This is a genomic window from Bordetella avium, from assembly GCF_034424645.1.
In the GTDB taxonomy this organism is placed as follows: Bacteria; Pseudomonadota; Gammaproteobacteria; order Burkholderiales; family Burkholderiaceae_B; genus Bordetella; species Bordetella avium.
Genome location: NZ_CP139969.1, coordinates 2,763,921 through 2,789,171 on the forward strand (window position 1 = coordinate 2,763,921; position 25,251 = coordinate 2,789,171).

At 63.6% G+C, this 25,251-nt stretch carries 19 protein-coding genes, 1 tRNA gene and 1 other RNA gene; 8 read left to right on the plus strand and 13 right to left on the minus strand.

Annotated elements, in window-relative coordinates:
- Positions 1 to 7 precede the first annotated feature (7 nt).
- The 4 genes from U0029_RS12785 to U0029_RS12800 are packed head-to-tail and all read left to right on the plus strand — an operon-like array spanning position 8 to position 4,354.
- Positions 8 to 1,705 (plus strand): ABC transporter permease, encoded by a 1,698-nt coding sequence (locus U0029_RS12785; protein ID WP_012416614.1) that lies wholly within the window; start codon positions 8 to 10, stop codon positions 1,703 to 1,705.
- Positions 1,706 to 1,708: 3 nt separating this feature from the next.
- Complete coding sequence (locus tag U0029_RS12790; RefSeq protein WP_012416613.1) at positions 1,709 to 2,794, plus strand: ABC transporter ATP-binding protein; 1,086 nt, start codon at positions 1,709 to 1,711, stop codon at positions 2,792 to 2,794.
- 20 nt (positions 2,795 to 2,814) lie between these two features.
- Positions 2,815 to 3,723: a LysR family transcriptional regulator gene (locus U0029_RS12795; protein ID WP_012416612.1), complete on the plus strand. Its 909-nt coding sequence runs from the start codon at positions 2,815 to 2,817 to the stop codon at positions 3,721 to 3,723.
- The gene (locus tag U0029_RS12800; RefSeq protein ID WP_012416611.1) at positions 3,716 to 4,354 is read left to right on the plus strand and encodes a histidine phosphatase family protein; all 639 of its coding nucleotides are present in this window, start codon (positions 3,716 to 3,718) and stop codon (positions 4,352 to 4,354) included. The genes U0029_RS12795 and U0029_RS12800 overlap by 8 nt, the downstream gene beginning before the upstream one ends.
- A gap of 29 nt (positions 4,355 to 4,383) precedes the next feature.
- Here U0029_RS12800 and tal read toward each other — a convergent pair whose 3' ends face one another.
- Positions 4,384 to 5,343 carry a transaldolase gene (gene tal / locus U0029_RS12805; protein ID WP_012416610.1) on the minus strand — a complete coding sequence of 320 codons (960 nt, stop codon included), beginning with the start codon at positions 5,341 to 5,343 and terminating at the stop codon, positions 4,384 to 4,386.
- 206 nt (positions 5,344 to 5,549) lie between these two features.
- Between tal and carA the strand changes: the two genes are divergently transcribed.
- From carA to lpxO, 3 genes are read left to right on the plus strand one after another with little or no spacing between them, the layout of a single operon-like run.
- Positions 5,550 to 6,704, plus strand: coding sequence for a glutamine-hydrolyzing carbamoyl-phosphate synthase small subunit (gene carA, locus U0029_RS12810; RefSeq protein WP_039051483.1), 1,155 nt, complete (start codon positions 5,550 to 5,552; stop codon positions 6,702 to 6,704).
- 10 nt (positions 6,705 to 6,714) lie between these two features.
- Positions 6,715 to 9,954: a carbamoyl-phosphate synthase large subunit gene (gene carB, locus U0029_RS12815; protein ID WP_012416608.1), complete on the plus strand. Its 3,240-nt coding sequence runs from the start codon at positions 6,715 to 6,717 to the stop codon at positions 9,952 to 9,954.
- Between the two features lie 54 nt (positions 9,955 to 10,008).
- Positions 10,009 to 10,905 (plus strand): lipid A hydroxylase LpxO, encoded by an 897-nt coding sequence (gene lpxO, locus U0029_RS12820; protein WP_012416607.1) that lies wholly within the window; start codon positions 10,009 to 10,011, stop codon positions 10,903 to 10,905.
- 86 nt (positions 10,906 to 10,991) lie between these two features.
- On the opposite strand, the gene recR is transcribed toward lpxO, so the two are convergent.
- The 10 genes from recR to U0029_RS12870 form a co-directional block, all read right to left on the minus strand.
- Complete coding sequence (gene recR, locus U0029_RS12825) at positions 10,992 to 11,600, minus strand: recombination mediator RecR (protein ID WP_012416606.1); 609 nt, start codon at positions 11,598 to 11,600, stop codon at positions 10,992 to 10,994.
- A 19-nt stretch (positions 11,601 to 11,619) separates the two neighbouring features.
- Positions 11,620 to 11,946, minus strand: a complete 327-nt coding sequence (locus tag U0029_RS12830; protein ID WP_012416605.1) for a YbaB/EbfC family nucleoid-associated protein — start codon at positions 11,944 to 11,946, stop codon at positions 11,620 to 11,622.
- A 37-nt stretch (positions 11,947 to 11,983) separates the two neighbouring features.
- The gene (gene dnaX / locus U0029_RS12835; RefSeq protein ID WP_114852679.1) at positions 11,984 to 13,924 is read right to left on the minus strand and encodes a DNA polymerase III subunit gamma/tau; all 1,941 of its coding nucleotides are present in this window, start codon (positions 13,922 to 13,924) and stop codon (positions 11,984 to 11,986) included.
- A gap of 143 nt (positions 13,925 to 14,067) precedes the next feature.
- An RNA gene (ffs, locus tag U0029_RS12840) (signal recognition particle sRNA small type) lies at positions 14,068 to 14,165 on the minus strand.
- Between the two features lie 111 nt (positions 14,166 to 14,276).
- Positions 14,277 to 17,600: a UvrD-helicase domain-containing protein gene (locus tag U0029_RS12845; RefSeq protein WP_012416603.1), complete on the minus strand. Its 3,324-nt coding sequence runs from the start codon at positions 17,598 to 17,600 to the stop codon at positions 14,277 to 14,279.
- A 3-nt stretch (positions 17,601 to 17,603) separates the two neighbouring features.
- Positions 17,604 to 20,255 carry a PD-(D/E)XK nuclease family protein gene (locus U0029_RS12850; RefSeq protein ID WP_114852678.1) on the minus strand — a complete coding sequence of 884 codons (2,652 nt, stop codon included), beginning with the start codon at positions 20,253 to 20,255 and terminating at the stop codon, positions 17,604 to 17,606.
- Between the two features lie 51 nt (positions 20,256 to 20,306).
- The gene (locus U0029_RS12855) at positions 20,307 to 20,441 is read right to left on the minus strand and encodes a hypothetical protein (RefSeq protein WP_256682174.1); all 135 of its coding nucleotides are present in this window, start codon (positions 20,439 to 20,441) and stop codon (positions 20,307 to 20,309) included.
- The gene (locus U0029_RS12860; RefSeq protein ID WP_012416600.1) at positions 20,438 to 21,631 is read right to left on the minus strand and encodes an MFS transporter; all 1,194 of its coding nucleotides are present in this window, start codon (positions 21,629 to 21,631) and stop codon (positions 20,438 to 20,440) included. The genes U0029_RS12855 and U0029_RS12860 overlap by 4 nt, the downstream gene beginning before the upstream one ends.
- A gap of 323 nt (positions 21,632 to 21,954) precedes the next feature.
- Positions 21,955 to 22,029 (minus strand) — tRNA-Arg (locus U0029_RS12865).
- A 293-nt stretch (positions 22,030 to 22,322) separates the two neighbouring features.
- Positions 22,323 to 22,598 carry a hypothetical protein gene (locus tag U0029_RS12870; protein ID WP_147294805.1) on the minus strand — a complete coding sequence of 92 codons (276 nt, stop codon included), beginning with the start codon at positions 22,596 to 22,598 and terminating at the stop codon, positions 22,323 to 22,325.
- Positions 22,599 to 22,999: 401 nt separating this feature from the next.
- Here U0029_RS12870 and pbpG point away from each other — a divergent pair, with 401 nt between their 5' ends.
- Positions 23,000 to 24,229 carry a D-alanyl-D-alanine endopeptidase gene (gene pbpG / locus U0029_RS12875; protein WP_012416598.1) on the plus strand — a complete coding sequence of 410 codons (1,230 nt, stop codon included), beginning with the start codon at positions 23,000 to 23,002 and terminating at the stop codon, positions 24,227 to 24,229.
- A 10-nt stretch (positions 24,230 to 24,239) separates the two neighbouring features.
- On the opposite strand, the gene U0029_RS12880 is transcribed toward pbpG, so the two are convergent.
- Together U0029_RS12880 and U0029_RS12885 are read right to left on the minus strand one after the other, a co-directional pair.
- Positions 24,240 to 24,599, minus strand: coding sequence for a ribbon-helix-helix domain-containing protein (locus U0029_RS12880; protein WP_012416597.1), 360 nt, complete (start codon positions 24,597 to 24,599; stop codon positions 24,240 to 24,242).
- Positions 24,600 to 24,672: 73 nt separating this feature from the next.
- Positions 24,673 to 25,251 (minus strand): DJ-1/PfpI family protein, encoded by a 579-nt coding sequence (locus U0029_RS12885; RefSeq protein WP_039051484.1) that lies wholly within the window; start codon positions 25,249 to 25,251, stop codon positions 24,673 to 24,675.

A 25,251-nucleotide genomic window follows, 5' to 3' on the forward strand; every position in this document is an offset into this window, starting at 1 on the left:
AACCCTTATGATGCTAACGGGTCGATCCCGCCTGCCCGCCGGGCCGCTTCTGGCCGCGCTGCTGGTGCTGGCCTTTCTATTGTTGTTTCTGATCGTTCCGGTCGGCACGGTTTTCCACACTGCTTTCGTGAACGCCGACGGCAGTTTCACACTGGGCCATTTTGGCGCTTTCTTCGGCCAGCCGCTCATGAAAGAGGCCTTCTTCAACAGCCTCTATGTGGCGGGTTGGTCTGCGCTGCTGGCATCCCTGATTGCCGTGCCGCTGGCCTATTTCACCGTGCGCTTCGATTTCCGGGGCGCGCTCATCATCCAAACCCTGGGGGTGCTGCCCCTCATCATGCCGCCCTTCGTCGGCGCGGTGGCGATGCAATTGCTGTTCGGCCGTTCGGGGTCGGTCAACCTGCTGCTCGATGATTGGTTCGGCTTCACCATCCCTTTCATGGAAGGCCTCAATGGCGTCATCTTCGTCGAATCGCTGCACTACTTCCCCTTCATCCTGATGAATCTGGTGGTGGCGCTGCGCAATATCGACGGCGCAATGGAAGAGGCCGCCTTCAATCTGGGCTCGCGTGGCTTTCGCCTGTTTCGCCGCGTGATTTTTCCGCTGGCCCTGCCCGGCTACGTGGCCGGCACCTCGCTGGTATTCGTGAAAGTGTTCGACGACCTGGGCACGCCCTTAGTGCTGGGCACGACCAATATGCTGGCGCCGCAGGCCTATCTGCGCATCACGCAGGTGGGGCTGGAAGACCCGCTGGGCTATGTGATCAGCGTCATCATGATCGGCTTTTCCATTCTGGCGCTGTGGCTGTCGGCCCGCATGCTGAGCGGCAAGGATTACTCCACGCTGCAAAAAGGCGGCGGCGCCATCCAGAAGCGCAAACTACGCCCTGCCGAGTCGGTGCTGGCCTATGGCTGGATCATTCTGGTGCTGGCGCTGGTGCTGTCGCCTCACATGGGCGTGCTGCTCCTGTCACTCGCTACCGTCTGGAGCTACGCGCCGCTGCCCGACGGCTACACGCTGGCGCATTACAGCGCGGTGTTCTCCGAGTCGCAAGGCATGATCGCCAACACCCTGCTCTATTGCGGTCTGGCGGCCGGGGTGGATGTGATTCTGGGCACGGCCATCGCCTACCTGATGTTGCGCACCCGCCTGCCTGCGCGTCAATGGCTGGACTTCATGGCCTCCGCCGCCCTGGCCATCCCCGGCATCGTGCTCGCCATCGGCTATCTGCGCACCTTCCGGGGCGTGGAAATCGGCGGCGAATTGCTGACGTCGTCATGGGTACTCATCATGCTCGCGTACTCGGTGCGGCGTCTGCCCTATGCCCTGCGCGCCTGCGTGGCTTCCTTGCAGCAGATCCATATTTCGCTGGAAGAGGCGGCAGAATCGCTGGGCGCCAACCGTCTGCGGACGCTGCGCCGGGTGGTCGTGCCGCTGATGGCAGGCGGGATGCTGGCCGGCTTCGTCACCAGCTTCGTGACGGCCGCAGTCGAGCTATCCGCCACCATCATGCTGGTCACCCGTGACAGCCAAGCGCCCATGAGCTACGGCATTTATCTCTATATGCAGAGCGCCGCAGGCCGGGGCCCCGGCGCGGCCCTGGGGGTGCTGGCCGTCGCCGCCGTGGGCATCGGCACCTATGTTTCCCATTTGCTGGTCGAGCGCGCTTCGGCCCGCCAGCGCCCGATCCGCAACGAGGACTGAACCATGAAAAAAATCAGCGTCGAGTGCCGCAATATCCGGCTCTCTTATGGCAAAAATGAAGTCCTCAAGGACATCAATATCAACATCGAGCCCGGCGAGTTCTTCGCCCTGCTCGGGCCCTCCGGTTCGGGAAAATCGACCTTGCTGCGGCTGATCGCCGGTTTCAATCAGCACAGCCACGGCCAGTTGCTGATCGACGGCAAGGACATCAGCGGCACGCCGCCCTGGAAACGCAATATCGGCATGGTGTTCCAAAGTTATGCGCTGTGGCCGCATATGACCGTGTGGGACAACGTCGCCTTTGGGCTGGTCGAGCGCAAGCTGCCGCGCGCCGAGATCCGGGAACGCGTCGATGCCGCCCTGGATCTGGTGGGCCTGACCCAGTTCGGCAAGCGTCGGCCTAACCAATTGTCAGGCGGACAACAGCAGCGTGTGGCATTGGCGCGCACCATTGTCATCGAGCCGCAGGTGCTGCTGCTCGATGAGCCCCTATCCAACCTGGACAAAAAGCTGCGCGTGCAAATGCGGCAGGATCTGCTCGCGCTGCAACGCCGCCTTGGCATCACCACCATCTTCGTAACCCATGACCAGGAAGAGGCCATGACCACGGCAGACCGCATGGCGGTGCTAGACCGTGGCGTAGTCCAACAAATCGGTTCTCCCACCACCCTGTTCGACTATCCCGTCAACCGTTTCGTGGCCAACTTTGTGGGCACCATGAACGTGCTGGAAGGCAAGGTGCGCGAACGCAGCCGCGACAGCGTGGTTCTGGCCGTGGAAGGCGTGGGCGAGCTGCGCCTACCGGTTAACAGCGAAGTGCCGGAGGGCGCTCGCCTGGCGGCAAGCTTTCGCCCGCACACGGTGCAAATCGACATGGCCGACAGCCTGGGCGACGCACGCTATGTCTGGCTGCCCGCCGTGGTCGAAGCCAGCGAGTTTCTGGGCGAATTCACGCGCTATCAGCTTGCCGTCGGAGAACAGCGCCTGACTGCCGACCAGACCCATATGGCGGGCCTGTCGCCCTTTCCGATCGGCGCGCCGGTCTCGGTCGGCCTGGAGCCCAGCCAGATCCGTTTGCTCGCGGCCTGAGCAAGCCTACACTTGCTCCCATGGAAATTTATCAGATCCGCGCGTTCGTCACGGTGGCCCGGCTGGGCCACCTGACCCGCGCGGCGGAAGCCCTTTCCCTCACGCAACCCGCAGTCAGCGCACAGATCAAGGCTTTGGAACAAAGCCTGGGAGTCGCGCTGTTTGAACGCAGCGCGGGCCGCATGGTGTTGGCCAAGTCCGGCGAAGCCCTGCTACCCACCGCAGAGGCACTTCTGGTTCTGGGCGTTCAACTCAAGTCCGAAGCGCAGCAATTGCAAGGCGCCTTGCAGGGCGCGGTGGACCTGGGCGTGCCTAGCGAACGCCCGGAGTTTCTGCGCCTGGGCGATCTGGCCTCCACCCTGATGCAACGCCTACCCCTGGTGGAACTCAAAACCCATATGCTGCCGGCCGACGCTTTGCTTGAGCAGGTGCAGGGCGGACGATTGGCGGCGGCGCTGGTCATCGTGGCGCATCCTCCCCGTAGCGTGCATTGGCGGGCCCTGCGCAGCGTGCGCTATCGCATCGCCATCCCGCGGCCCTTGAGCGCCACACTGACACGCGCCGGGTGGCGCGATATCGCTCAGCTCCCCTGGCTCGACGGACCGGCAGGCAGCCACTCCCATTTGCTCCTGCGTGACATGTTCGAGCGACACGGGCTGGCGCCGCGCGTGGTCATGCGCAACGATGATCAGGCCAATATGGACGCGATGGTGCGCGCGGGCGCTGGCTGCGCCTTGCTGCGGGAAGAGACCGCGCTATCCGGCGCCGCCGCGGGCGACTTCATTGTTTGGGGTCAGGCCCGCGCTGATGCGACGCTAGGCTTTATTCAGCCTCCCGAGCGCGCTGGCGAAGCCCTGCTGGTCGCGCTAAGCTCCGTGGTTCAAAAAATATGGAAGCCCGGCCCAAACGCCATGCCATCACATGACTGAAATCTGGTTTATCCGCCACGGCGAAACCGACTGGAATCGCCAACGCCGCCTGCAAGGCTGGCAAGACATCCCACTCAATAGCGCCGGCCTGGAACAGGCGCAACGCCTGACTGAGCGGCTGCGCGCCGAGACAGCACCCTTTGATGCCCTCTATAGCAGCGACTTGAAGCGCGCCCTGAGCACGGCCGAACCCGTCAGCCAGGCGCTGGAGTTGAGGATGCGTCTTGAACCCGGCATCCGCGAGCGCAGTTTTGGCGTGCTGGAGGGCCTCGATCTGGAGCGTATCGACGAGCTGGCTCCCGCTGCGGCCGCTGCCTGGAAAAGCCGCGATCCCACGCGCGCGCTAGACGGCGGAGAAACTCTGGGCCACTTCTGCGCCCGCGTAGTGACGGCTGTCGAAGACATCGCTCAGCGTCATGCCGGCCAGCGCGTGCTGGTCTTTACCCATGGTGGCGTGCTCGACATCATTTGGCGGCAGGCAGAAGGTGTCGCGCTGAATGCACCGCGCCATGCCAGCCTGCTCAATGTCAGCATCAATCGTGTCGCGATTGATGGCAAGCAATGGCGAATTCTCGACTGGGGTGATGTTGCCCACGTCAAACAAGAGGTAGGCAACGATATCCAGCCTTAAGGCATTCGCAGGCCCATCCCGCCCACGCCTCAGTAAGCGCCCGCCGCCCGCAGCAAATCGTCCAGCCGCTGGGCATCGCCCACGAAAAGCCGTATGCCCTCGGCCAGCTTTTCACTGGCCATAGCGTCTTCGTTCAAGAGACTGCGAAAGGCGATCTCGCCTGACGGCAGCGCCTTGGGCAGGGCCGCACCGGGCAAAGGTTCGCTCAGGCTCAGCGGGACCTCGCCCTCGGTAGCGTCCAGCCGGGCGAGCAATTCCGGGCTGATGGTCAGCAGATCGCAACCCGCCAGCGCCAGGATCTGCCCCGTATTGCGGAAACTAGCGCCCATCACTTCGGTGGCGACGCCATAGGCCTTGTAATACGCGAAGATGCGTGCCACGGACTGCACCCCAGGGTCATTGACGCCGGACTGCTGCGCCTCGTTCCATTGCGCGCCGGCGGCTTTTTTATGCCAGTCGTAGATGCGGCCCACAAAGGGCGAAATCAGCTGCACCCCCGCTTCGGCGCAGGCGGCGGCCTGCACCAGCGAAAACAGCAGGGTCAGGTTACAGCGTATGCCCTCTTGCTGAAGCAGCCTGGCGGCCTGAATGCCTTCCCAGGTCGAGGCGATCTTGATGAGCACACGCTCGCGGGCCACCCCTGCCGCCTCGTACAGCGCAATCAGGCTGCGCGCCCGCTCGATGGTAGCGCGGGTATCGAAAGACAGACGCGCATCGACTTCGGTAGACACCCGGCCCGGCACGATGTCGAGAATCTGCCGCCCAAAAGCGACCAGCAGACGATCCGTGATCTCGGCCAAGGGCGCGCCACGATGATCACGGGCCACCTGATCGAGCAGGGGGCGATAGGCAGCCTGCTGAACCGCCTTAAGTATCAGGGACGGGTTGGTTGTGGCGTCAGTGGGGCGCAGCGCCCGCATGGTCTCGAAATCGCCGGTGTCGGCGACAACGGTGGTATGGCGGCGCAGGGCTTCGAGCTGTGAGGGCATGGCATCGCTAACAAGATTGAGACAAGCCCTAGGGTAGCACCTGACGCTTACGATGTTGCCGGTCGGCATCGCCAGGCGCCGCGTTCAGAGTCCGCTGAGACGGCGCAGCTCGATCTGACATGATTTTGCAGTCAACCCCCCGGAACACCCACATTTCAGGTTATAATCTGAAAGTTTGATTATCGATTTTGAAACCGGGGTTCACTGTGCTGCCGCAACTTTTTCCCGAGGGAATCAACCGCTTCCCTCCTGCAATTCTGGCTCTGGCGGACGGTACCATTTTTCGAGGCGTATCGATAGGCGCGCCGGGTCATACCGTAGCCGAAGTGGTGTTCAACACCGCCATGACGGGCTATCAGGAAATTCTCACCGACCCGAGCTACAACGGTCAAATCGTGACCTTGACCTATCCCCACATTGGCAATACCGGCGTCAATACTGAAGACGTCGAAGCCAATCGTGTTTACGCCTCCGGTCTGGTGGTGCGCGACTGCCCCGCGCGAGTTTCTAATTTCCGATCCACGCAATCCCTGCCCGAGTATCTGACGGAGCAAGGTGTGGTCGCGATCGCGGGTATCGACACCCGCAAACTGACCCGCATTCTGCGCGACAAGGGCGCGCAAGGCGGTTGCATCTTCGTTGGCGAAGACGCCGAGCGCGCCGTTGAACTGGCGCGCTCTTTCCCCGGCATGGCCGGCCAGGACCTGGCCCGGGTCGTTTCCCAAAAGGAAACCACCACCTGGACACAAGGCACCTGGGAACTGGGCCAAGGCTACGGCCAGCCCGAGCAAGACCGCTTCCACGTCGTAGCCTACGACTTCGGCGTCAAACAGAACATCCTGCGCCTGATGGCCGACCGGGGCTGCCGCATCACGCTGGTGCCGGCGCAAACCCCGGCCGAAGACGTGCTCAAACTCAATCCCGATGGCGTGTTTCTGGCCAATGGGCCGGGCGATCCCGAGCCCTGCGATTACGCCATTGCCGCCGCGCGCGTATTTCTGGAGCGCAAGCTGCCGGTTTTCGGCATCTGCCTGGGCCACCAGATCATGGGCCTGGCAGTGGGCGGCAAGACGGTCAAAATGAAGACCGGCCACCACGGCGCCAATCATCCGGTGCAAGACGTGCAATCCGGCCGGGTGTTCATCACCAGCCAGAACCACGGTTTCGCCGTCGACGCCGCCACCCTGCCGGCCAACACCCGCGTCACGCACATCTCGCTGTTCGACGGCACCCTGCAAGGCTTCGAGCTTACCGACCGCCCGGCCTTCTGCTTCCAGGGCCACCCTGAAGCCAGCCCGGGCCCGCACGACATCATCGTGCTGTTCGACAAGTTCATCAGCCTGATGGCCGGCCAGAAATAAAGATTCCACCATGCCCAAGCGTACAGACATAAAAAGCATCCTCATCATTGGCGCCGGCCCGATCATCATCGGCCAGGCTTGCGAGTTCGACTATTCGGGCGCGCAGGCTTGCAAGGCGCTCAAGGCCGAGGGCTACCGCACCATTCTGGTCAACAGCAACCCCGCCACCATCATGACGGACCCGGAGACGGCCGATGTGACCTACATCGAACCGATCACCTGGCAGGCGGTCGAGAAAATCATCGAGCGCGAGCGCCCCGACGCCCTGCTGCCCACGATGGGCGGCCAAACCGCGCTGAACTGCGCCCTGGACTTGGCTCACAACGGCGTGCTGGCCAAGTACAAGGTTGAGCTCATCGGCGCCAACGAGCACGCCATCGAGAAGGCCGAAGACCGCCAGAAGTTCAAGATGGCCATGAACGACATCGGCCTGGAATCGGCCAAGTCGGGCGTGGCGCACACCATGGAAGAAGCCTGGGAAGTTCAGCGCCGCATCGCTGCTGAAATCGGCACTTCGGGTTTCCCGGCCGTCATCCGCCCCAGCTTCACCCTGGGCGGCACCGGCGGCGGCATCGCCTACAACGCCGAAGAATTCGAAACCATCTGCCGCCGCGGCCTGGAGGCCTCGCCCACCAATGAGCTGCTGATCGAAGAGTCGCTCCTGGGCTGGAAAGAGTTCGAGATGGAGGTCGTCCGCGACAAGGCCGACAACTGCATCATCGTCTGCTCGATCGAAAACCTCGATCCCATGGGCGTGCACACCGGCGACTCAATCACGGTCGCGCCGGCGCAGACGCTGACGGACAAGGAATACCAGATCATGCGCGACGCATCCATCGCGGTGCTGCGCGAGATCGGCGTGGATACAGGCGGCTCGAACGTGCAGTTCGCGGTCAACCCCAAGAACGGCCGCATGATCGTCATCGAAATGAACCCACGCGTCTCGCGCTCCTCGGCGCTGGCCTCCAAAGCCACGGGCTTCCCGATAGCCAAGGTCGCCGCCCGTCTGGCGGTGGGCTACACGCTCGATGAGCTCAAGAACGAAATCACCGGCGGCGCAACCCCGGCCTCCTTCGAGCCCACCATTGATTACGTGGTCACCAAGGTGCCGCGTTTCGCCTTCGAAAAATTCCCGCAGGCCGATGCCCGCCTGACCACGCAGATGAAGTCAGTCGGCGAAGTCATGGCCATGGGCCGCACCTTCCAGGAGTCCTTCCAGAAAGCCCTGCGCGGTCTGGAGGTCGGCGTGGACGGCCTGAACCAAAAAACCACCGACCGCGAAAAATTGCAGGTCGAACTGGGCGAGCCCGGCCCCGAGCGCATCTGGTATGTGGGCGACGCCTTCGCCCAGGGCTTCTCGCTCGACGAGGTGCACAGCCTCACCCACATCGACCCCTGGTTCCTGTCGCAGATCAAAGAGATCGTCGATATCGAACTGGCCCTCGAACAAAAGACGCTGTCCGACCTGGACTACGCCACGCTGTTTGAACTCAAGCGCCGCGGCTTCTCCGACCGCCGCCTGGCCTTCCTGCTGGACTCCTCGGAATCCGAGGTGCGCAAGCTGCGGCACCAGCTCAATGTGCGTCCAGTCTATAAGCGCGTTGACACCTGCGCGGCCGAATTCGCCACCCGCACCGCCTATATGTACTCCACCTATGAGGAAGAGTGCGAGGCGCAGCCGACCGATCGCAAGAAGATCATCGTGCTGGGCGGCGGTCCGAACCGGATCGGCCAGGGCATCGAGTTCGACTATTGCTGCGTCCATGCCTCGCTGGCGCTGCGCGAAGATGGTTTCGAAACCATCATGGTCAACTGCAACCCGGAAACCGTCTCGACCGACTACGACACATCCGACCGCCTCTACTTCGAGCCGCTGACGCTCGAAGACGTGCTCGAAATCGTGCACAAGGAAAATCCGGTAGGCATGATCGTGCAGTACGGCGGCCAGACCCCTCTGAAGCTCGCCCGCGCCCTTGAGGCCAACGGCGTGCCCATCATCGGCACCAGCCCCGAATCGATCGACGTGGCCGAAGACCGCGAGCGCTTCCAGAAACTGCTGAACAAGCTGGGTCTGCGTCAGCCGCCCAACCGCACCGCTCGCACCGAGGCCGAAGCGCTGGCCCATGCTGCCGAAATCGGCTATCCGCTGGTTGTGCGCCCCAGCTACGTGCTGGGCGGCCGCGCCATGGAAATCGTGCACGAACAACAGGATCTCGAGCGCTATATGCGCGAGGCCGTCAAGGTGAGCAATGACTCGCCCGTGCTGCTGGACCGCTTCCTGAATAACGCCACCGAAGTCGATGTGGACTGCCTGGCCGACGGCGAGACGGTGTTCATCGGCGGCGTGATGGAGCATATCGAGCAGGCCGGCGTGCACTCGGGCGACTCCGCCTGCAGCCTGCCGCCCTACTCGCTGTCGGCCGATATCGTGGCTGAAATCAAGCGCCAGACCACTACGATGGCCCGCGCGCTGAATGTCAGCGGCCTGATGAACGTGCAGTTCGCCGTGCAAGACGGCGACGTCTACGTGCTCGAAGTGAATCCGCGCGCCTCGCGCACGGTGCCCTACGTCTCCAAGGCGACCGGCCTGCAACTGGCCAAGATTGCCGCCAGAGCGATGGCTGGCCGCACCCTGGCCCAGCAAGGCGTGACGCAGGAAGTCGTACCGCCTTACTACTCGGTCAAGGAAGCGGTATTCCCCTTCGTGAAATTCCCCGGCGTGGACACCATTCTCGGCCCCGAAATGAAGTCCACCGGCGAGGTCATGGGCGTGGGCCGCAGCTTTGGCGAAGCCTTCGTGAAGTCGCAATTGGCGGCAGGCGTGCGCCTGCCCGAATCGGGCACGGTATTCATCAGCGTGAAAAACCAGGACAAGTCGCGCGCCGTCGAAGTGGCGCGCGGCCTGCACAAGCTGGGCTTCAAGCTGGTGGCCACCCGTGGCACGGCGGCAGAGATCGAGGCTGCCGGCATTCCGGTGCAATTGGTCAACAAGGTCACTGAAGGCCGTCCGCACATCGTGGACATGGTCAAAAACGGTGAAATCGCCCTGGTGATCAATACGGTCGAAGAGCGCCGCAACGCGATTGCCGACTCGCGCACGATCCGAACGCAAGCCCTGGCAAATCGGGTAACCTTCTTCACCACTATCGCAGGCGCCCGTGCCGCGGTCGAAGGGATGCAATTCCTGCGCGAAGGCCTGGGTTTCCAGGTTTATCCGCTGCAGGACCTGCACGCCTCCCTGCATCAATAGGCCCTAGAGGGAAATCGGGGTCCGGATAGCCATCCGGACCCGGAAGGATACGGCATGAAGTGGTTCATACTTGCGTTATTCATCGTCTGCGCCGTGGTCGTGCACTACCGTGGCCGCGTGCGGCACCGATTTTCGCGCCAGGCGCTGGATCACTCAAGCTTCACAGCACCCATCAATGTCTTCATGTACGCCTTTTCGGGCGTGCCCAACCAGCCCTATCTGGACTTGAAGTATTTCCCTCAAGTCAAAGTCCTGATGGACCGCTGGGAAGACATCCGCGCCGAAGCGGAACAGTTGTTTGGCGAGGGCCATATCAAGGCCTCGGACAAATACAACGATGCGGGTTTCAACTCGTTTTTTAAAAGCGGCTGGAAGCGGTTTTACCTCAAGTGGTATGACACTGACCATCCGTCGGCGCGCGCCCTGTGCCCGCTGACCACCGAGCTGGTCAGCAACATTCCAGGCATGAAGGCGGCGATGTTCACAGCCTTGCCGCCGGGCAGCCGTTTGCCGCGCCACCGGGACCCCTATGCCGGTTCGCTGCGCTTTCACATGGGCCTGATCACGCCCAACAGCCCGGACTGCTATATCGACGTCGATGGCCAGACTTACTACTGGCGCGACGGCGAGGCCGTGGTGTTCGACGAGACCTTCATTCATTACGCCGAAAACAAAACCGACCAGAACCGCATCATTCTGTTTTGCGATCTGGAACGCCCGATGAAGTATCGCTGGGCGCAGGCAGTCAATAACTTCTTTGGCAATATTTTGCTGCGCGCCGCCACCTCCCCCAACCAGGAAGGCGACCGCACCGGCGGGATCAACCGTATCTTTGGCACGGTTTACGCAGTCCGCCGCTTTGGCAAGAGCATCAAGAAAAAGAACAAGACGCTTTACTATATTTTGAAGTGGCTGCTCGTTATTGGAATCTTCGCACTGATCTTTTTGTAATCCAGACAGCGTGCAAGCCGCCATTGACGCCCGCGCAAGCGGGCGGTTTCGTTTGCGAACGAAAGCCGGGCAGCCGCACCACGCCGCTAGGTAGCGCGGCGCTCCATCAGCGCCCAGGCAATGGTGCCGGCATCGACATACTCCAGCTCGCTACCCGCAGGCACCCCACGCGCCAGGCGCGTGACTTTCAGGCCGCGCTCGGCCAGCGCCTCGCCAAGAAAATGCGCCGTGGTCTCGCCTTCGGCGGTGAAGTTGGTGGCCAGAATGACTTCCTGCACCAGGCCGTCGGCGGCGCGATCGAGCACACGCTGAAAGTCCAGCTCTCGCGGCCCGACGCCCTCCAGGGGGGCAAGGCGGCCCATCAGCACGTAGTAAAGCCCTCGATAACCATGACTGGACTCGATGACATTCTGATCGGCCGGCGTTTCGACAATGCACAGCAGGGATGCATCACGCTTGGGATTCGCGCAGATGACACAGACATCGTCTTCGGTAAAACTGTTGCAACGGGCGCAACGCCGCAGATTCTGCACCGCGCCCGCCAAGGCCCGGCCAAGCATATCGGCCCCCTGCACATCGTGCTGTAGCAGATGGTAGGCCATGCGGCGGGCAGAGCGCGCGCCCACGCCAGGCAGGCGGCGCAAGGCCTCGATCAGCGCAATAAGCGGCTCGGGTTCGGGTAAGGCGTTGTCCATGATCGCAGCGCGGCGAACCTCAGAACGGCAGCTTCATACCCGGAGGCAGCGGCAGGCCAGCGGTCAGGGCAGACATTTTTTCCTGCGAGGTGGCCTCGGCCTTGCGCAACGCGTCATTGAAGGCGGCAGCCACCAGATCTTCCAGCATGTCTTTGTCATCGGCCAGCAGACTGGGGTCGATGGCGATGCGCTTGACGTCGTTGCGGCACGACATGGTGACCTTGACCAGACCGCCGCCGGCAGCGCCTTCGACCAGAATATCGGCCAGCGCATCCTGGGCCTTCTTCATGTTTTCCTGCATTTGCTGAGCTTGGCGCATCAGACCAGCCAGTTGTCCTTTCATCATGGTATGTCTTCCTCAAGGAATAAGTTGAGTGCCGGCCTCAGGCGGCCGGCGGTTCGACGGCGCGTACCGAGCCCGGCACGACGTGACCGCCAAAATCGTTGATCAGGGCCTGCACGAAGGGATCGGCCGCGACGGCGTCTTCGGCGGCCTGCTGACGCGCCGCGCGCTCAATGCGTGCGACCGCATGAGCGGTGGCGTCACCCGTGGAGCCCACCTCGATTTCCAAACGCAAACCCTGGCCAAAATGCTCGCACAGCACGGTCTGCAAACGCACCCGGCTCTCGCTTTCCGCAAGCGTGCGCACGGCGACGCGCAACATGACCGCATCACCCTGCACGCCAGCCCATTCGCTTTGGCGAGCCAACTCGGCCGCCAGGCCGGTGACCGGCAGGCGCGCCGCCAGGTCTGGCCAGTTCTGGGCCGACATATCGCTCAGGCGGGCACGCGACTGTCGCGGCGCACGTGGTGGGGCGACACGCGGCACAACGGGAGCAGGCGCTTCGACGGCCAGGGTTTCGAAGTCGTCATCGGGGTCCTGGGTGTAGGCCTGCGGCGCATAAGCCTCTTGGGCATCGTCAGGAATAAGCTCTTCCACCCAGGAAGGCGGGCTGTCATTCTTTACGGCCTGCGCCGGCGCTGCCTCTTGCGGCACGACAGCATCCTCGGCCACAGCGACCGGCGCCTCTTCCCAAGGCGGCAGGACAGCAGGCTCGGGCGCCGCAGCGGCGGGCGCGGGCTCGGCCGGCGCAGGGACAGCCGCGACGGCAGGCGGCGGCTCAGCGGTGCCGACAGGCGCTTCGGCCGGCCTAACAGCGTCAACCGCCTTGGCGACCGGTACGGCCACAGGCGCAGGCGATGCCGCGCGCGGCGCCTCGATCTGAGTGGCGGGGCCAGCCTCGCCATTGAGGGCCAACATACGCAAACAGGCCATCACAAACCCAGCGTACTCATCGGGCGCCAGGCTCAATTCACTACGGCTGTGCACCGCGACGGAATAGAAAAGCTGAACCGCGTCGGGATGCAGATTGGCCGCCAAGCGCGCAACATCCTGCGCCAGCGGATCATCGCCCGGCGTCGCGCCCGCCACGCGCTGCTCAATCGCGACACGCGAGAGCAGGACGGCGAAATCGGCCAAGGCGCCGGTGTACGACAGGCCCCGTGTGGAGAGCTCATCGGCCACCGCCAGCACACTGCGGGCATCGCCAGCGGTGAGTGCATCGAGCAGGCGCACCAGATGACGCTGATCGATCGTGCCCAACATCCCTCGCACAGCCTCTTCGGTGAGGTTGCCCGCGCTATAGGCGATGGCCTGATCGGTAAGAGAGAGCGCATCGCGCATCGAGCCCGACGCGGCCTGCCCGATCAGGCGCAGGGCCGGCACTTCGAAACCGATCTGCTCCTGACCCAAGACGGCCTGCAAATGCCCCACGATGGACTCGGGCGGCATCTGCTTCAGGTTGAATTGCAAGCAACGGGACAGCACCGTGACCGGAATTTTCTGCGGATCGGTGGTGGCGAGTATGAACTTGACGTGCGGCGGCGGCTCTTCGAGCGTTTTCAACATGGCGTTGAACGCGTGACCCGTAAGCATATGGACTTCGTCGATCATGTAGACCTTGAAGCGGCCGGCGCCCGGCGCGTAGACGGCCTGCTCCAGCAGCTGGGTCATTTCTTCGACGCCGCGGTTGGACGCCGCGTCGAGCTCCAGATAATCGACAAAGCGGCCGGCATCGATCTCGGTGCAAGCGCGGCAGACACCGCAGGGCTTGGAGGTGATGCCGGTTTCGCAGTTCAGGGATTTGGCCAGAATGCGCGAGAGCGTCGTTTTGCCGACACCGCGAGTGCCGGTGAACAACCAGGCGTGGTGCAACCGCTGAGTATCCAGCGCATGCGTCAAGGCGCGCACAACGTGATCCTGGCCGACCAGGGTATCAAAGGATCGCGGACGCCACTTTCGGGCCAGAACCAGATAAGTCATGCGGGGATTGTAGAGCCTGATGAGCCAGCCTGGGCCGGAACACGACGATAAACGGTCTTGCCGCGAAAACAAAAGGGGCGCCGCGCAGGAACAGGTGACAAACACCAATTATTCCTTGCACGGCGCCCCTTTTGGGAAAACCGGGAGGCGAGCCTTACTCCGGCACTGGCCCTAAACGACTATGGCTGCTTCGTTCCCGACCTGACCAGGTTCACCGTCGAACCATGCGAAGGGGCCCGCCAGCCGCCATTCTATCAGAATGAACCAGACCCCGCTTTAGGCCGCCGGCAGCGCAGCGATGCCGCCCCTTTTGCCACCCCGCCTCGTCGCCCAGAACAACCGCCTGCCTGGCCTATAGCTCGATCCAGGCCTGGGCACGCGGAAAGTAGAGCGCGGCGCGCGCTGGACGGCCGTCCAGCGCCGTGACTTGAGCGCAATACCGCTTGAGCTGCTCGGCGTGGCGCAAACGCATGCGCTGGGCGAAGTGTTCCGCGCCTTCGCCCGGCTGTGCCTGCCCGGTTTTGTAATCGACGATAAGCCAGCCGTCTTCGGTGCTGAGCGCCAGGTCGATGACCGATACCCTGCCCGTGGCATCGATCAGCGGCCACTCCCGGCGGGCCCGCGATTGGCTCAAAAGCCAGATGCCCGGCCCATCCGACAGCGTGGCCTGCAGGGTTTGCAACACAGCATCGGCAGCGTCATCCGCCTGGCTGTCGGGAATGCCCGCCCGCGTGAGCTGACGCCGCATCGCAGGCCGGTGCTCAGACAAACGCGCTGCATCCCAATACTGCCCCCCCTCTTCGCCGATGCGCGCCAGCCAGGCATGAGCCAGCGTGCCAATGGCGGCCTCATAGCCCGCCTCCAATTGCCAGGCCGGATGTTCGGCGTCAGCGAGGAAACCAGCCGCTGCGGCAGGCCACCCAGGACGGGCCGCCAATAGCGCGACCGTCGCATCATCCAGCCGCCTGAGCGGTTCGCCCTGCCAAAACGGCCCACTGGCCTGCGCCTGGGCTGGCGCTGCCTCGGGCGCCTCGCCCGCCTGCACATGGTTCCAAAGCCGGCCCAGCAGGCTGGAGGCCGCCGGTGCGCGCAGCCCTTTTTCGGCGTCGAAGACCAGATTGCCGATCAGGTGCAGGCGTTTGCGCGCGCGCGTGGCCGCCACGTAAAGCAGACGGTCGGTTTCATAAGCGGCGCGCCGGGCTTCGCGTGCGCCGAGATAGCGCGAAAGGGGATCGGCCTCGGCGTCAGCGCGGGCCTTGATCGGGCCCATGAGCACCCGCCCCAGGTTGTTCTCGAAACGCACTAGCGGCGCCTGATCACCGCGCGGCACCCGATGCAGGCCATACAGGATGACGCTGTCGAATTGCAGACCTTTGGATTTGTGCATGGTCATGATTTCGACAGCCCCCTGCTCGCCCTCCACATCCGGTGCGGCGAAAAGACGCGCTACGGCGGTATCCAGCACGGCGATGTCCAGGCCGCCATGCGGGGCCAGCCGCTCGACGAGCTGAAACAGGCTTTCCGCGTCGCTGGCCGCGCCCACACCGGCATACAAAGCGGCGCCGCCCAGCGCCTGCCAGACGCGTTGCAGCCAGGCCGCCAGCGGCAAGGCGCCGGAATCATTGCCTCGGTCGAGCAAGAGCGCCGCGACGCGGGACAGGCGGCGGTGCTCATCCTCAGCCAGAATGGCCGGCGCATCTGGGGCCAGCGCCAGACGCAACAACTCGGGAACGGGCGCCTGGTGATCCGCGCCAAACAGGCGTTGCAGGCTTTCCAGCGTAAGGCCGCACCAGGGTGCGCGCAGCACCGACAGCCAGGCCATACGGTCGGCCGGATGCGACAGCGCGCGCAGCAACTGGACCAGATCCGCGACAACCGGACGCAAGCGCAGAGGCACGAGTTCGACGGCACGGCTAGGAATCCCTTCCTGGGCCAGTCGGCGCGAAAGGCTGCCCAGATGGGCGCGGGCCCGTACCAGAATGGCGACAGGATGCGCGCTGCCCCGATGCTCGGCCAGCGCCTGCCGCGCCAGCGCCACGGCGATATCTTCGGCGGCTGCATCCCCCGAGGCCGGACCATCGGTGGCCCAGGCAGCATGAAAGCGCACCGCCTCGCCAGGCAGGACAGGATGGAAAGCCGCCGATGCACTGTAGCGAATGGCCCCGGCCGCCGCATCGTTCTCGGCAGGCAGCAAATCGGCGAAGCTGCGATTCACCCATTCGACCACACCGCCCTGAGAGCGGAAGTTATCGGTCAGCTGCAGATACTCCAGCCGCAGCTCGCCTATGCCACGCTCGGCCGCCTGCAAGAACAAGCCCACTTCAGCCTTGCGAAAACGATAGATGGACTGCATAGGGTCACCCACCAGAAACAGGGTGCGGCCATCACCCGGCTGCCAGCCGGAGGTCAAAGAAGTCAGCAGATCGATCTGCGTCTGGCTAGTGTCCTGAAACTCATCGACCAACAAATGGCGGATCGAGGCATCGAGCTTGAGGAGCAGCTCGCCAGGGTCATCGGCATCGCCCAGGGCGCGCTGGGCGCGTTGGGCAATCTCGATGAAATCCACTTCGCCGGCCTCGGCGAACACTTTCTGCAACTGCCCCACCGCGAGCGCGAGCGTCACCAATTGCGCGCTCAACACCTCCCATTGCGCCTCAGTGAAACCGGCATCAGGCATATCGCGCAGCGCCGCCAGCCGGCTGATCCAGGCCTCGTCGCCGCTAAAACCCGACAGCCATTGCACAAAGGCTTCCTTGTGCGCGGTCTTGGCAGGAAAACCCAAAGCCTTGGTGACCCCCTTGGGGCTGCGCAGCGTGCCGCTGCCAGTCAGCAGCAAATGGGCGACGGCGCGCCAACGCGGCAGGTCTTGGGCATCGGGAAACAAGGGATCGACCCAGTCGAGCAAGGGGGCCAGCCGCGCATCCTCACCCGCCGACAATTCGGCCGCAGCCATGCGGGCCGGGCCACAAAGGGCCGCGTCGCAACCTGGCGGCATGAGGCCACGCAGGATATCCAACTCTTCGGCCAGGGTTTCGGCCAGGGCTTGCTCCAAGCCCTCACGGTCCAGACCATAGGCCAGCAAAGGCAACCACTGATCCCGCTGGGCCAGCATGCCGGCGATGGCCTGTTCGGCAGCCTGTATGTCCACGTCCAGGTGGGCCAGCAGACTAACGACCGAATCATGCTCATCGGCTAGCGCCAAGGTGGCGCGGGCGGCGGCCTCGTAACAGGCGCGGGCATCATCGGCAATATCAGGCATGCCGCCCAGGCCGGAGAGCCAGGGCATGCCGCGCACCAGGCCGGAACAGAATGAGTCGATGGTGCGGATGGCCAGACGGGCCGGATGCTGTAAGACATGCCAGCCACGCTCGGCATCGCGCGCGAGCGCGGCGCGAGCGAGCCGCCAACTGCGGCGCTCATGCGCGGCCTCGGGCTCCGGCCCCTGCGCACGCGCCAGTTTTTCAAGCACGCGGGCATGCATTTCTGAGGCGGCCTTGCGCGTGAAGGTGATCGCGACGATTTCCTCTGGCCGGTTAACCGTGGCCAGCAGCGCGAGAATACGGTCGGTCAGCAGCTCAGTCTTGCCTGAGCCCGCTGGCGCCTGCACCAGAAAAGAAGTCTGCGGGTCCAGCGCGCGCAGACGCTGGGCATGGTCTTGGGGTTGGCGTTCGCTCATGGTTCAGGCCTCGTCTTCATCCAGATGCAGGCGCAGAAAAGGCATGGCATCGCAGTATTTCAGGTCGTCGCGGCCCCAGGCCACGTTGGCGGCATGGCCGCGCGCATACTCGTCGGCCAGGCTCTCGATGGCGGCGCGCCACCCGGCCAGGATCTGCGCCCAATCGCGGCCCCCAAAGGCTTCGCTTTCGGCCGCCACCCGCAGCCCCTCGATGCCGAGATCCTCTGCGCACAGCCCTTGCGCACCGACATGACGTGCATGAATCTGCGCGAGTATCAGCCCGGCCACCTCCGGGGCGCCCTCACCCAACACCGAGGCATAGAAAGGCAGTTGCAGATTGATGGGCCGCGCACGCGACCAGTCCGCCTCGGGACGCGCCTGCGCCGAACCTGTTTTGTAATCCAGGATGACAGCACGGCCATCGGCCAGCCTGTCCATGCGGTCCAGGCGCAATTTGAGCGCTAAGGCACCGCGCCGCCAAGTGTGCTCGGCCTCGAGTTCGCCAACGGCGAAAGGCAGCCGCTGCGCCTCCAGCGCCATCCAGCGCGCCAGCACGCCGGCGGCGCGCGCGCACTCCAGCGCACGCAGCGCCGGCGCGTAAGCGGCCAGTTCTTGATCCGCCGCCTCTTGAACCGCCTCGTTCAACAGCGTTTGCAAACGGCCTTCGCTCATCGAGAGATGCAAGGACTCCTGATCGGGCAGCATGCGCCAGGCCAGCTCAAGCGCCCGATGCAGAAACTGGCCACGCACATTCTGCGCCGCGGCCTGCGCATACGGCGCCAGTTCGCGGGCGCCCAGCCGATGGCGCACGAAAGCCCATTGCGGGTTGCGTGCCTGGGTGTCGAGCACATCCAGACCGCCGGTACTCAGGCTCGCCGGGTTCAGCGGCGGACCCTGCTCATCCTCTAAGACCTGCTGCGGCCAGCCCGTCTGCGCATCTGCGCCAAGCCGGGCGGTTTCCAGCAAAGGCGCAGCGGCAATCAAGGGGGAAGGACGCAGCTCGCGCTCGCCCTCATGCTCGGCGCAGCTGACGATCATTTCCGGCGCGCAGGTGCGCAGCGCAGCGTAGATGTTCTCAGCCCACTCGCGCTCGCGCTCTGGGGTGGCGCGAGGCGCCCCAGCCTGACGCAGCACCATCAAGGGCAATAGCGGGTTCGGCTTGGGCGAGGCGGGCAAGACCTCGTCGGTCAGGCCAAGCATCCAGACGCCGTCCCAACTGCCGCCTTCGGCTTCGAGCAGGCCCAGCACGTCCAGACGCGCCTGCGGATCACGCTGCGGCTGAAAGCTGCCCGCGCGCGCCGCGCTGCTCAACAGGCGCACTGCCCCACGCCCGTCCAGCGAGCCGACTGCCGGCGCCAGTGCTGCGAAATCGCCCAACAGCTCGCCCAGCGCGCCCATAAGCTGATAGCCCACGCTATCGACCGTGCGCTCGCCAGGAAACCCCAAGGCCTTCAAGGCCTCGCGAATGCGCGGCATCCAGATATCGCAAGGCGCGCGCGCCGGCCCCAGACGCCAGACCGTCATGGCCGCCTCCCAGGCTTGCGCCAGGCGCGGACAATATTGCAAAGCCTGTTTCCAGGCCTCTTCGTTCAGGCTGATGCGGCCCTGGCGCCGCCAGCGTGCATCGATTGCAGCATGCCGTTCGCTGCGATCGCCGGCACAATGACCGGCCAGTAGGGCCGCGCCCAGCACGGGGACCGCCACGCTGCCAGCGGCCGCCATGTCGGCCAAAGCCTGCAACCAGGCCAGCGCGGCGCGCAACGCCGGCCACTCGATCAGCGGACGGCCCACCGCCACGTTAAAAAGCAGCGCGTCTTGCCCGCCGCTGGCCTGCAGGGCCTGATCCAGCACCCGGCGCGCGAACGGCGCCTCGCTTTCTAACTGAGCGGACACGATGGCGTAGCGGCCATGAGGATGCGCGCGCAGGCGCTCGGCGGCCCAGGCCGCGGCGGCCCGCCACTCGGCGCCATGGTCCGCGGCCAGCACACGCCTGGGCTCAGCCAGACGCGGACGCGCCTCGCCCCAGGCCATGAGTTGGGCGCCGCCCTCTTCAAAGGCGGCAAGCAAGCGCGCAAAACGTGGAGAAACTTCGCCAAAACCGGCCAGCACCACGCGTTCGGGCGCACTGAGCTCTCCTGCCCGCAAGGCGCGCAGCACCCGTTCATAGCCCTGGTTGGCATCGTCGGCATCGAGTTCGCCGAGCAAGGCGCGATAGCGTCCGCGCCAGCGGGCAAAGCCGCGATACTCGTCCGTCTGCGCAGCCTCGGGAATCTGCAGCCGCCACTCATCACAGAGCATGTCGGCGTCCATGGCCAGCTTGGCCGCCTGGTCGATATCCAGCAGTTCGCGGTCGGCCTCTTCGCGCACGATGGCGTCGCGCCAGACCAGTTGGGCCGCAAAACCGCCCAGGCGGAACGCCGGCAGCTCGGCTTGCGCAGTAAAGGACAGCTCGTCGGCGGCGCTCACCAGCCAGGCCGATAAAGGCAAAATGCGCGGCAGCTCACTGACCTGGCGCCCCAGGCGCAGCTGAGCGGCCAGCTCCAGGGTGAGACGACGCGACAGCCGGTTATTGACGGTGAGCACCAGCGTGCCCGCGCAAGGTAAGTCACCCAGCCCGGGCGTATCGCAAGAGGGCAAATCCGAGAGTAGAGGCATGCAGAGAAAACGGGCGGTTGCGGTCAGCCGCTAGGATAGCCCGCCCGGCCTTCAAAATCCGCACATTGCCGCCACGCTCTCCCAGTTCAGACGCATGTCGGGCGACAGATAGCCCACAAAACCCAGCAGCAGCACCGCCGCCAGCGCCAACCCGCCCAGATAACGCAGCCAGCGGCGCGGCTTCACGCCACGGCCTCTTGCGTCAACACCCGTTCGCGCACGGGCAGGCAGAGCAAAGCGGCGATCAGCGACAGGGCCAGGGCGAGCCACCACACCGCGTTATAGCTGCCCGTATGGGCATAGGCGTAACCGCCCAGCCACACGCCGCTGAAACTGCCGATCTGGTGACCCAGAAAAGCAATGCCCGAGAGCGTGGCGGCAAAGCGCAGGCCATAGATTTCGCCGATCAACCCCTGGGTCAGCGGCACCGTGCCGAGCCAGAACAGCCCCATCCAGGCCGCGAACACGTAGAGCACCAGCGGGGTAAGCGGGAAGAGCAGCACCACCATGATGCCCATCGCCCGCATGGTGTAAATGCCGGCCAGCAGCCATTTTTTGCTGTAGCGTCCACCCAGCTTGCCGGCATAGAAAGAACCGAACACATTGAACAGACCGATCAAGGCGATGGCAGTCGCGCCATTGCTGGCATTCAGGCCGGCATCGGTCACGAAGGCCGGCAGGTGCAGGGTAATGAAGGCGGTATGGAAGCCACAAACAAAGTAGCTCCAGAACAAAAAGTGGAAGGACGGATGCTTGAGCGCCTGGCGCACCGCCGATCCCAGCGTCTGAGAACCCGCATGCCCCTGAGGCTTGCCACGCAGATACCAGGCCAGCGGCAGTGCGGCCGCCGTCATCAGCGACAGCAGCCACAGCGCCCCGGTCCAATCCATCTGATTGATTGCGAACTGCCCGGTCGGCACGACCAGAAACTGCCCCATCGAGCCGCCCGCGCTGGCGATACCCATCGCCGTACTGCGATAGGCCGGCGGCACGGCGCGAGCGATCACGGGAAGAATGACGGGAAAGGTGGTGCCCGCCTGCCCCAAACCGACGACCACGCCGCTCATGAGATAAAGCATGAAAGGATCGCCCGCGTAGCGCGTGCCCACCATGCCGATGAAATACAGCACGGCGCCCAGCGCGATCGTGCGGCCTGACCCATAGCGGTCGGCCATCATACCCATGAAGATGCTGGATACGCCCCAGACCAGATTCTGCAAGGCGAAGGCAAAGGAAAAAGTCTCTCTCCCCCAGTCATGCGCCAGCCCCATGGGTTGCATAAACAGACCGAAGGTCGCTCTCACCCCCATGGCCAGCAGAACCACCAAGGTGCCCATGAGGATGGTGCGCACGGATAACGCGTCTGTATTCGACATAGCAGTCGGCCTGTCTCTTTCTGGCGTCGTGGCGCCCTGTTATGAAAAACCGCGTATCGTCTGCGCGGCGGCGCCCTCCCGGCGCATAAGACGAATCATAGTCCCAGAGCCATGGCGGCGGCAGCATGACCCCAAGGCCAGGATGGCCTCGATGGGTGCGGATCTGGCCTAGACCCGCATAAAATCCCGCAATGCCAGGGCAGCACCGCAACCCCTGCCGGAAACAACAACTAGCAGCCGTATGGCTGCCGAAACGACAACAGGCAGCCGTGGCTGCCTGTTCGTCTATCGCGTCTCGTCTCGCCAGCCGCCGTTAAGGCAGGTGGCGTCCCCACCAGGAATCGAACCTGGATCTGATTCTTAGGAGGAACCTGTTCTATCCATTGAACTACAGGGACGCGAGGCCGCGACTATAGCAGCAGAAGCAAGGGTTAGACAAGAAAGCAGAAGTTAGCCGCCGGATAAGCAACTGATTGATTATTTAAAGAAAAAAACGCTTCAGCTCGCAGCGGGCTTTAGCATGGACAGCCAGCGCCAAGGCCACCAGCGGCAGCAAGCCTTCATCTGCTTATAAAGAATAGGCCTTTTTGCTGCTGTTAAGCCTATTGAAAGCCCAGGCGATGACGACCCGGCGCGCTCGCTTCCGACACCGCGCAGAAAAAATTGCATACCGTCCGGGTCATGCCGTTCTTTACAGATTTCTGCGTTCGAGCACACCCTCTTTCTGCGCAAGCTCGCCAAACGGCAATTGCCTGTCAGCACCAGGGCTTATGGAATGACGGAAAACATCACCCACCATGCGCTGACGCCTGGAGGTTGGACGGTCTAAGGCAAGACCGGCACAGGTGCCGCGGGCCGCGACAAGCACGATGACGCGAGCCAAGCCTATGGCGGGTACGTCTGCTGGGCAGGCCGAGGCAAGCAGAAAATCGTCTTTGCCCGGCGCATTCAGGGTGAAAAATCCCAATCGCCCAATGCAGGCATCAGGGCGCGCGATCTCTTGCTGCAAAGCCTGCCGGCCCTGATCAGGCCGTGAAGCCTGCCTGGGCCGGAGCGAGTTAAGACATATCCGAAAAAACACGTTCTCTAGGACAAACGCCAACTAAGGTCCGATCCCAGACTTTCCCTAAATCATGTTCACTTTCAAGTGATTGCAAGCAAAATTGGGGTAGGCTCCTGCCGCTGCGCGCCACGCTGCTCATATGGCCCCTGTTCGTTGCGCTAAAAAAATGGGGCCCTACTTGCGCGGAAGTTTAAATTGCTGTTTAAATTTGGCTCGTAAACCCATAATTTAGCTTGGTTTTTTTCTAGCTTCTTCCTAGACGCAACCGGGTCGTACTTTCATACAGACAGATAAGGCCTGCAATCATGGCATTTCCCTGGATACGCGCGGTCGCAGCGGCCATGGCGCCCTTCGCGCTGGCAGCCGGCTCCCTGCTCTCGGCCAACGCCCACGCTGCCAAACCGGCGGACCCCTGCAAAGTCAACGCAAAATCCGCCGAGTGCGCGGCGGCCAAGAAAAAAGCCGCCAGCGCTAAGAAATCCGGCAATAACAACGCGGCCAAGCCCGCAGCCAAGGCGGGAGCAAAGCCCGCCACCAACGCTAAAGCGGGCGCCAGCAAGAACACTTCCGCCAATAAAACCCGCAACGCCAAGGCGGCGAAACCCGCAAGCAAGACCGCAGCCAAGACAACGGGCAAAACTGCCAGCAAGACCGCGAGCCAGTCGGCGACATCTTCCCAGTCGAAAGCCGCAACCAAAAACACAGCGGGCAACAAAAAAGCTTCCCCCAAAGTCCGCAAGATCGCTAGCGCCGGACTGGCGCCGGCCGCCGCCTCGCCAGCAGCCGAGGCGCGTGCGCTGCGCTCTTCCACGGCCTATGTGCAAGACCTCACAACCTCGACGGTGCTGTTCGCCAAGAACGAAAACGTCGTGCGCCCGATCGCTTCGATTTCCAAACTCATGACCGCGCTGGTCGTCGTTGACGCCAACCAGCCCATGAACGAAATCCTCGAAGTCACCGACGAAGATATCGATACGCTCAAGCACACGACCTCGCGTCTGCGGGTAGGTACTCGCCTGTCCCGCGGCGACATGCTGCACCTGGCCCTCATGTCGTCAGAGAACCGCGCCGCGCACGCACTGGGGCGGAATTATCCGGGCGGGCTGGAGGCTTTCGTGGCGGCAATGAATGCCAAGGCGCGCTCGCTGGGCATGATCAACACGCGCTTCGTCGAGCCCACCGGCCTGTCCAGCGAAAACGTGTCCTCGCCGCACGATCTGGCCCGTTTGCTGCGCGCCGCCTCGCAGCGTCCGCTCATCCACCGCTACTCGACCGACACCGAGTACGACGTGGAAATCAACAAACGCACCCAGACCTTCCGCAACACCAATCTGCTGGTGCGCAAGCCGGATTGGGACATCAAGGTGTCCAAAACAGGCTTTATTAACGAGGCAGGCGAGTGCCTGGTCATGCTGGCCCGCATCAATGGGCGCGACATGGCCATCGTGCTGCTGGACTCGCAAGGCAAGCTTTCACGCATTGGCGACGCCATGCGCATCCGCCGCATCGTGCAAAGCGATGTGGCCATGCTGTAGGGCGCTTGAATCAGGCATGAACCGGGTCATAGAGATGGCCCGGCAGGCCTTCGAACACGGCAGCGGCATCCAAGGAACTGATGGGCACAGCGGGCGGAAGACGGCCTGCGGTCTGCAGCATCTGATAGCGCAAACAACAGACGCGCAAAAATGACGTGAAGTTGGCCGCCTCGCCCCGGTAGGCCATCAGCTCGTCATACAGCCTTTCAAGCAGCTTGGAAACACGCAGGCCATCACGCTCGGCGATTTCCTGCAACACCATCCAAAACAGCTTCTCCAGCCTGATGCTGGTGGCCACACCGTGCAGCCGCAAAGAACGGCTCTCGTAGGCATAAGATTGCGCGTTGGCGCGGATGAAGATCTCGCACATGAGCCCCTCCGGTCAGGGCTTCACTGTACGAGCAAGCGCGCGCCGGCGGCAAGTGCGGCCGGCGCGCCCTGACTCAGTGAGAGATACGGGTGCCAAGCACGGCCAGAAACTGCGCCAGCCAGGCCGGATGCGCGGGCCAGGCCGGCGCCGTGACCAGATGGCCGTCCGTGCAGGCCTGATCGATGGGGATATCCGCGTAGGTGCCGCCGGCCAAGCGCACCTCCGGCGCGCAGGCCGGATAGGCCGAGCAGGTACGCCCCTTGAGAATGCCTGCTGCGGCCAGCAGTTGCGCGCCATGGCAAACCGCGGCAATGGGTTTGCGCGCGGCATCAAAGTGCCGCACGATGTCCAATACTTTTTCGTTCAGCCGCAGGTATTCCGGCGCCCGCCCGCCTGGGATCACCAGGCCGTCGTACTGGGACGGATCGACCGAGGCGAAATCATGGTTGAGCGTGAAGTTGTGCCCGCGCTTTTCGCTATAGGTTTGCGCGCCCTCAAAATCGTGGATGGCCGTGGCGACGGTGTCGCCTGCCTTTTTGTCCGGGCATACCGCATGAACCCTGTGCCCGACCGCCAACAGGGTCTGAAAGGGCACCATGGTTTCGTAGTCTTCTGCGTAATCGCCCACCAACATCAAGAGTTTCTTGCTCAT

Bases quoted from the DNA above. Each gene is read 5' to 3' on its own strand.
- U0029_RS12785 (WP_012416614.1), top strand. From the start codon at position 8: ATGATGCTAACGGGTCGATCCCGCCTGCCCGCCGGGCCGCTTCTGGCC.
- U0029_RS12790 (WP_012416613.1), top strand. From the start codon at position 1,709: ATGAAAAAAATCAGCGTCGAGTGCCGCAATATCCGGCTCTCTTATGGC.
- U0029_RS12795 (WP_012416612.1), top strand. From the start codon at position 2,815: ATGGAAATTTATCAGATCCGCGCGTTCGTCACGGTGGCCCGGCTGGGC.
- U0029_RS12800 (WP_012416611.1), top strand. From the start codon at position 3,716: ATGACTGAAATCTGGTTTATCCGCCACGGCGAAACCGACTGGAATCGC.
- tal (WP_012416610.1), bottom strand. From the start codon at position 5,343: ATGCCCTCACAGCTCGAAGCCCTGCGCCGCCATACCACCGTTGTCGCC.
- carB (WP_012416608.1), top strand. From the start codon at position 6,715: ATGCCCAAGCGTACAGACATAAAAAGCATCCTCATCATTGGCGCCGGC.
- lpxO (WP_012416607.1), top strand. From the start codon at position 10,009: ATGAAGTGGTTCATACTTGCGTTATTCATCGTCTGCGCCGTGGTCGTG.
- recR (WP_012416606.1), bottom strand. From the start codon at position 11,600: ATGGACAACGCCTTACCCGAACCCGAGCCGCTTATTGCGCTGATCGAG.
- U0029_RS12830 (WP_012416605.1), bottom strand. From the start codon at position 11,946: ATGATGAAAGGACAACTGGCTGGTCTGATGCGCCAAGCTCAGCAAATG.
- dnaX (WP_114852679.1), bottom strand. From the start codon at position 13,924: ATGACTTATCTGGTTCTGGCCCGAAAGTGGCGTCCGCGATCCTTTGAT.
- U0029_RS12845 (WP_012416603.1), bottom strand. From the start codon at position 17,600: ATGAGCGAACGCCAACCCCAAGACCATGCCCAGCGTCTGCGCGCGCTG.
- U0029_RS12850 (WP_114852678.1), bottom strand. From the start codon at position 20,255: ATGCCTCTACTCTCGGATTTGCCCTCTTGCGATACGCCCGGGCTGGGT.
- U0029_RS12860 (WP_012416600.1), bottom strand. From the start codon at position 21,631: ATGTCGAATACAGACGCGTTATCCGTGCGCACCATCCTCATGGGCACC.
- pbpG (WP_012416598.1), top strand. From the start codon at position 23,000: ATGGCATTTCCCTGGATACGCGCGGTCGCAGCGGCCATGGCGCCCTTC.
- U0029_RS12880 (WP_012416597.1), bottom strand. From the start codon at position 24,599: ATGTGCGAGATCTTCATCCGCGCCAACGCGCAATCTTATGCCTACGAG.
- U0029_RS12885 (WP_039051484.1), bottom strand. From the start codon at position 25,251: ATGAGCAAGAAACTCTTGATGTTGGTGGGCGATTACGCAGAAGACTAC.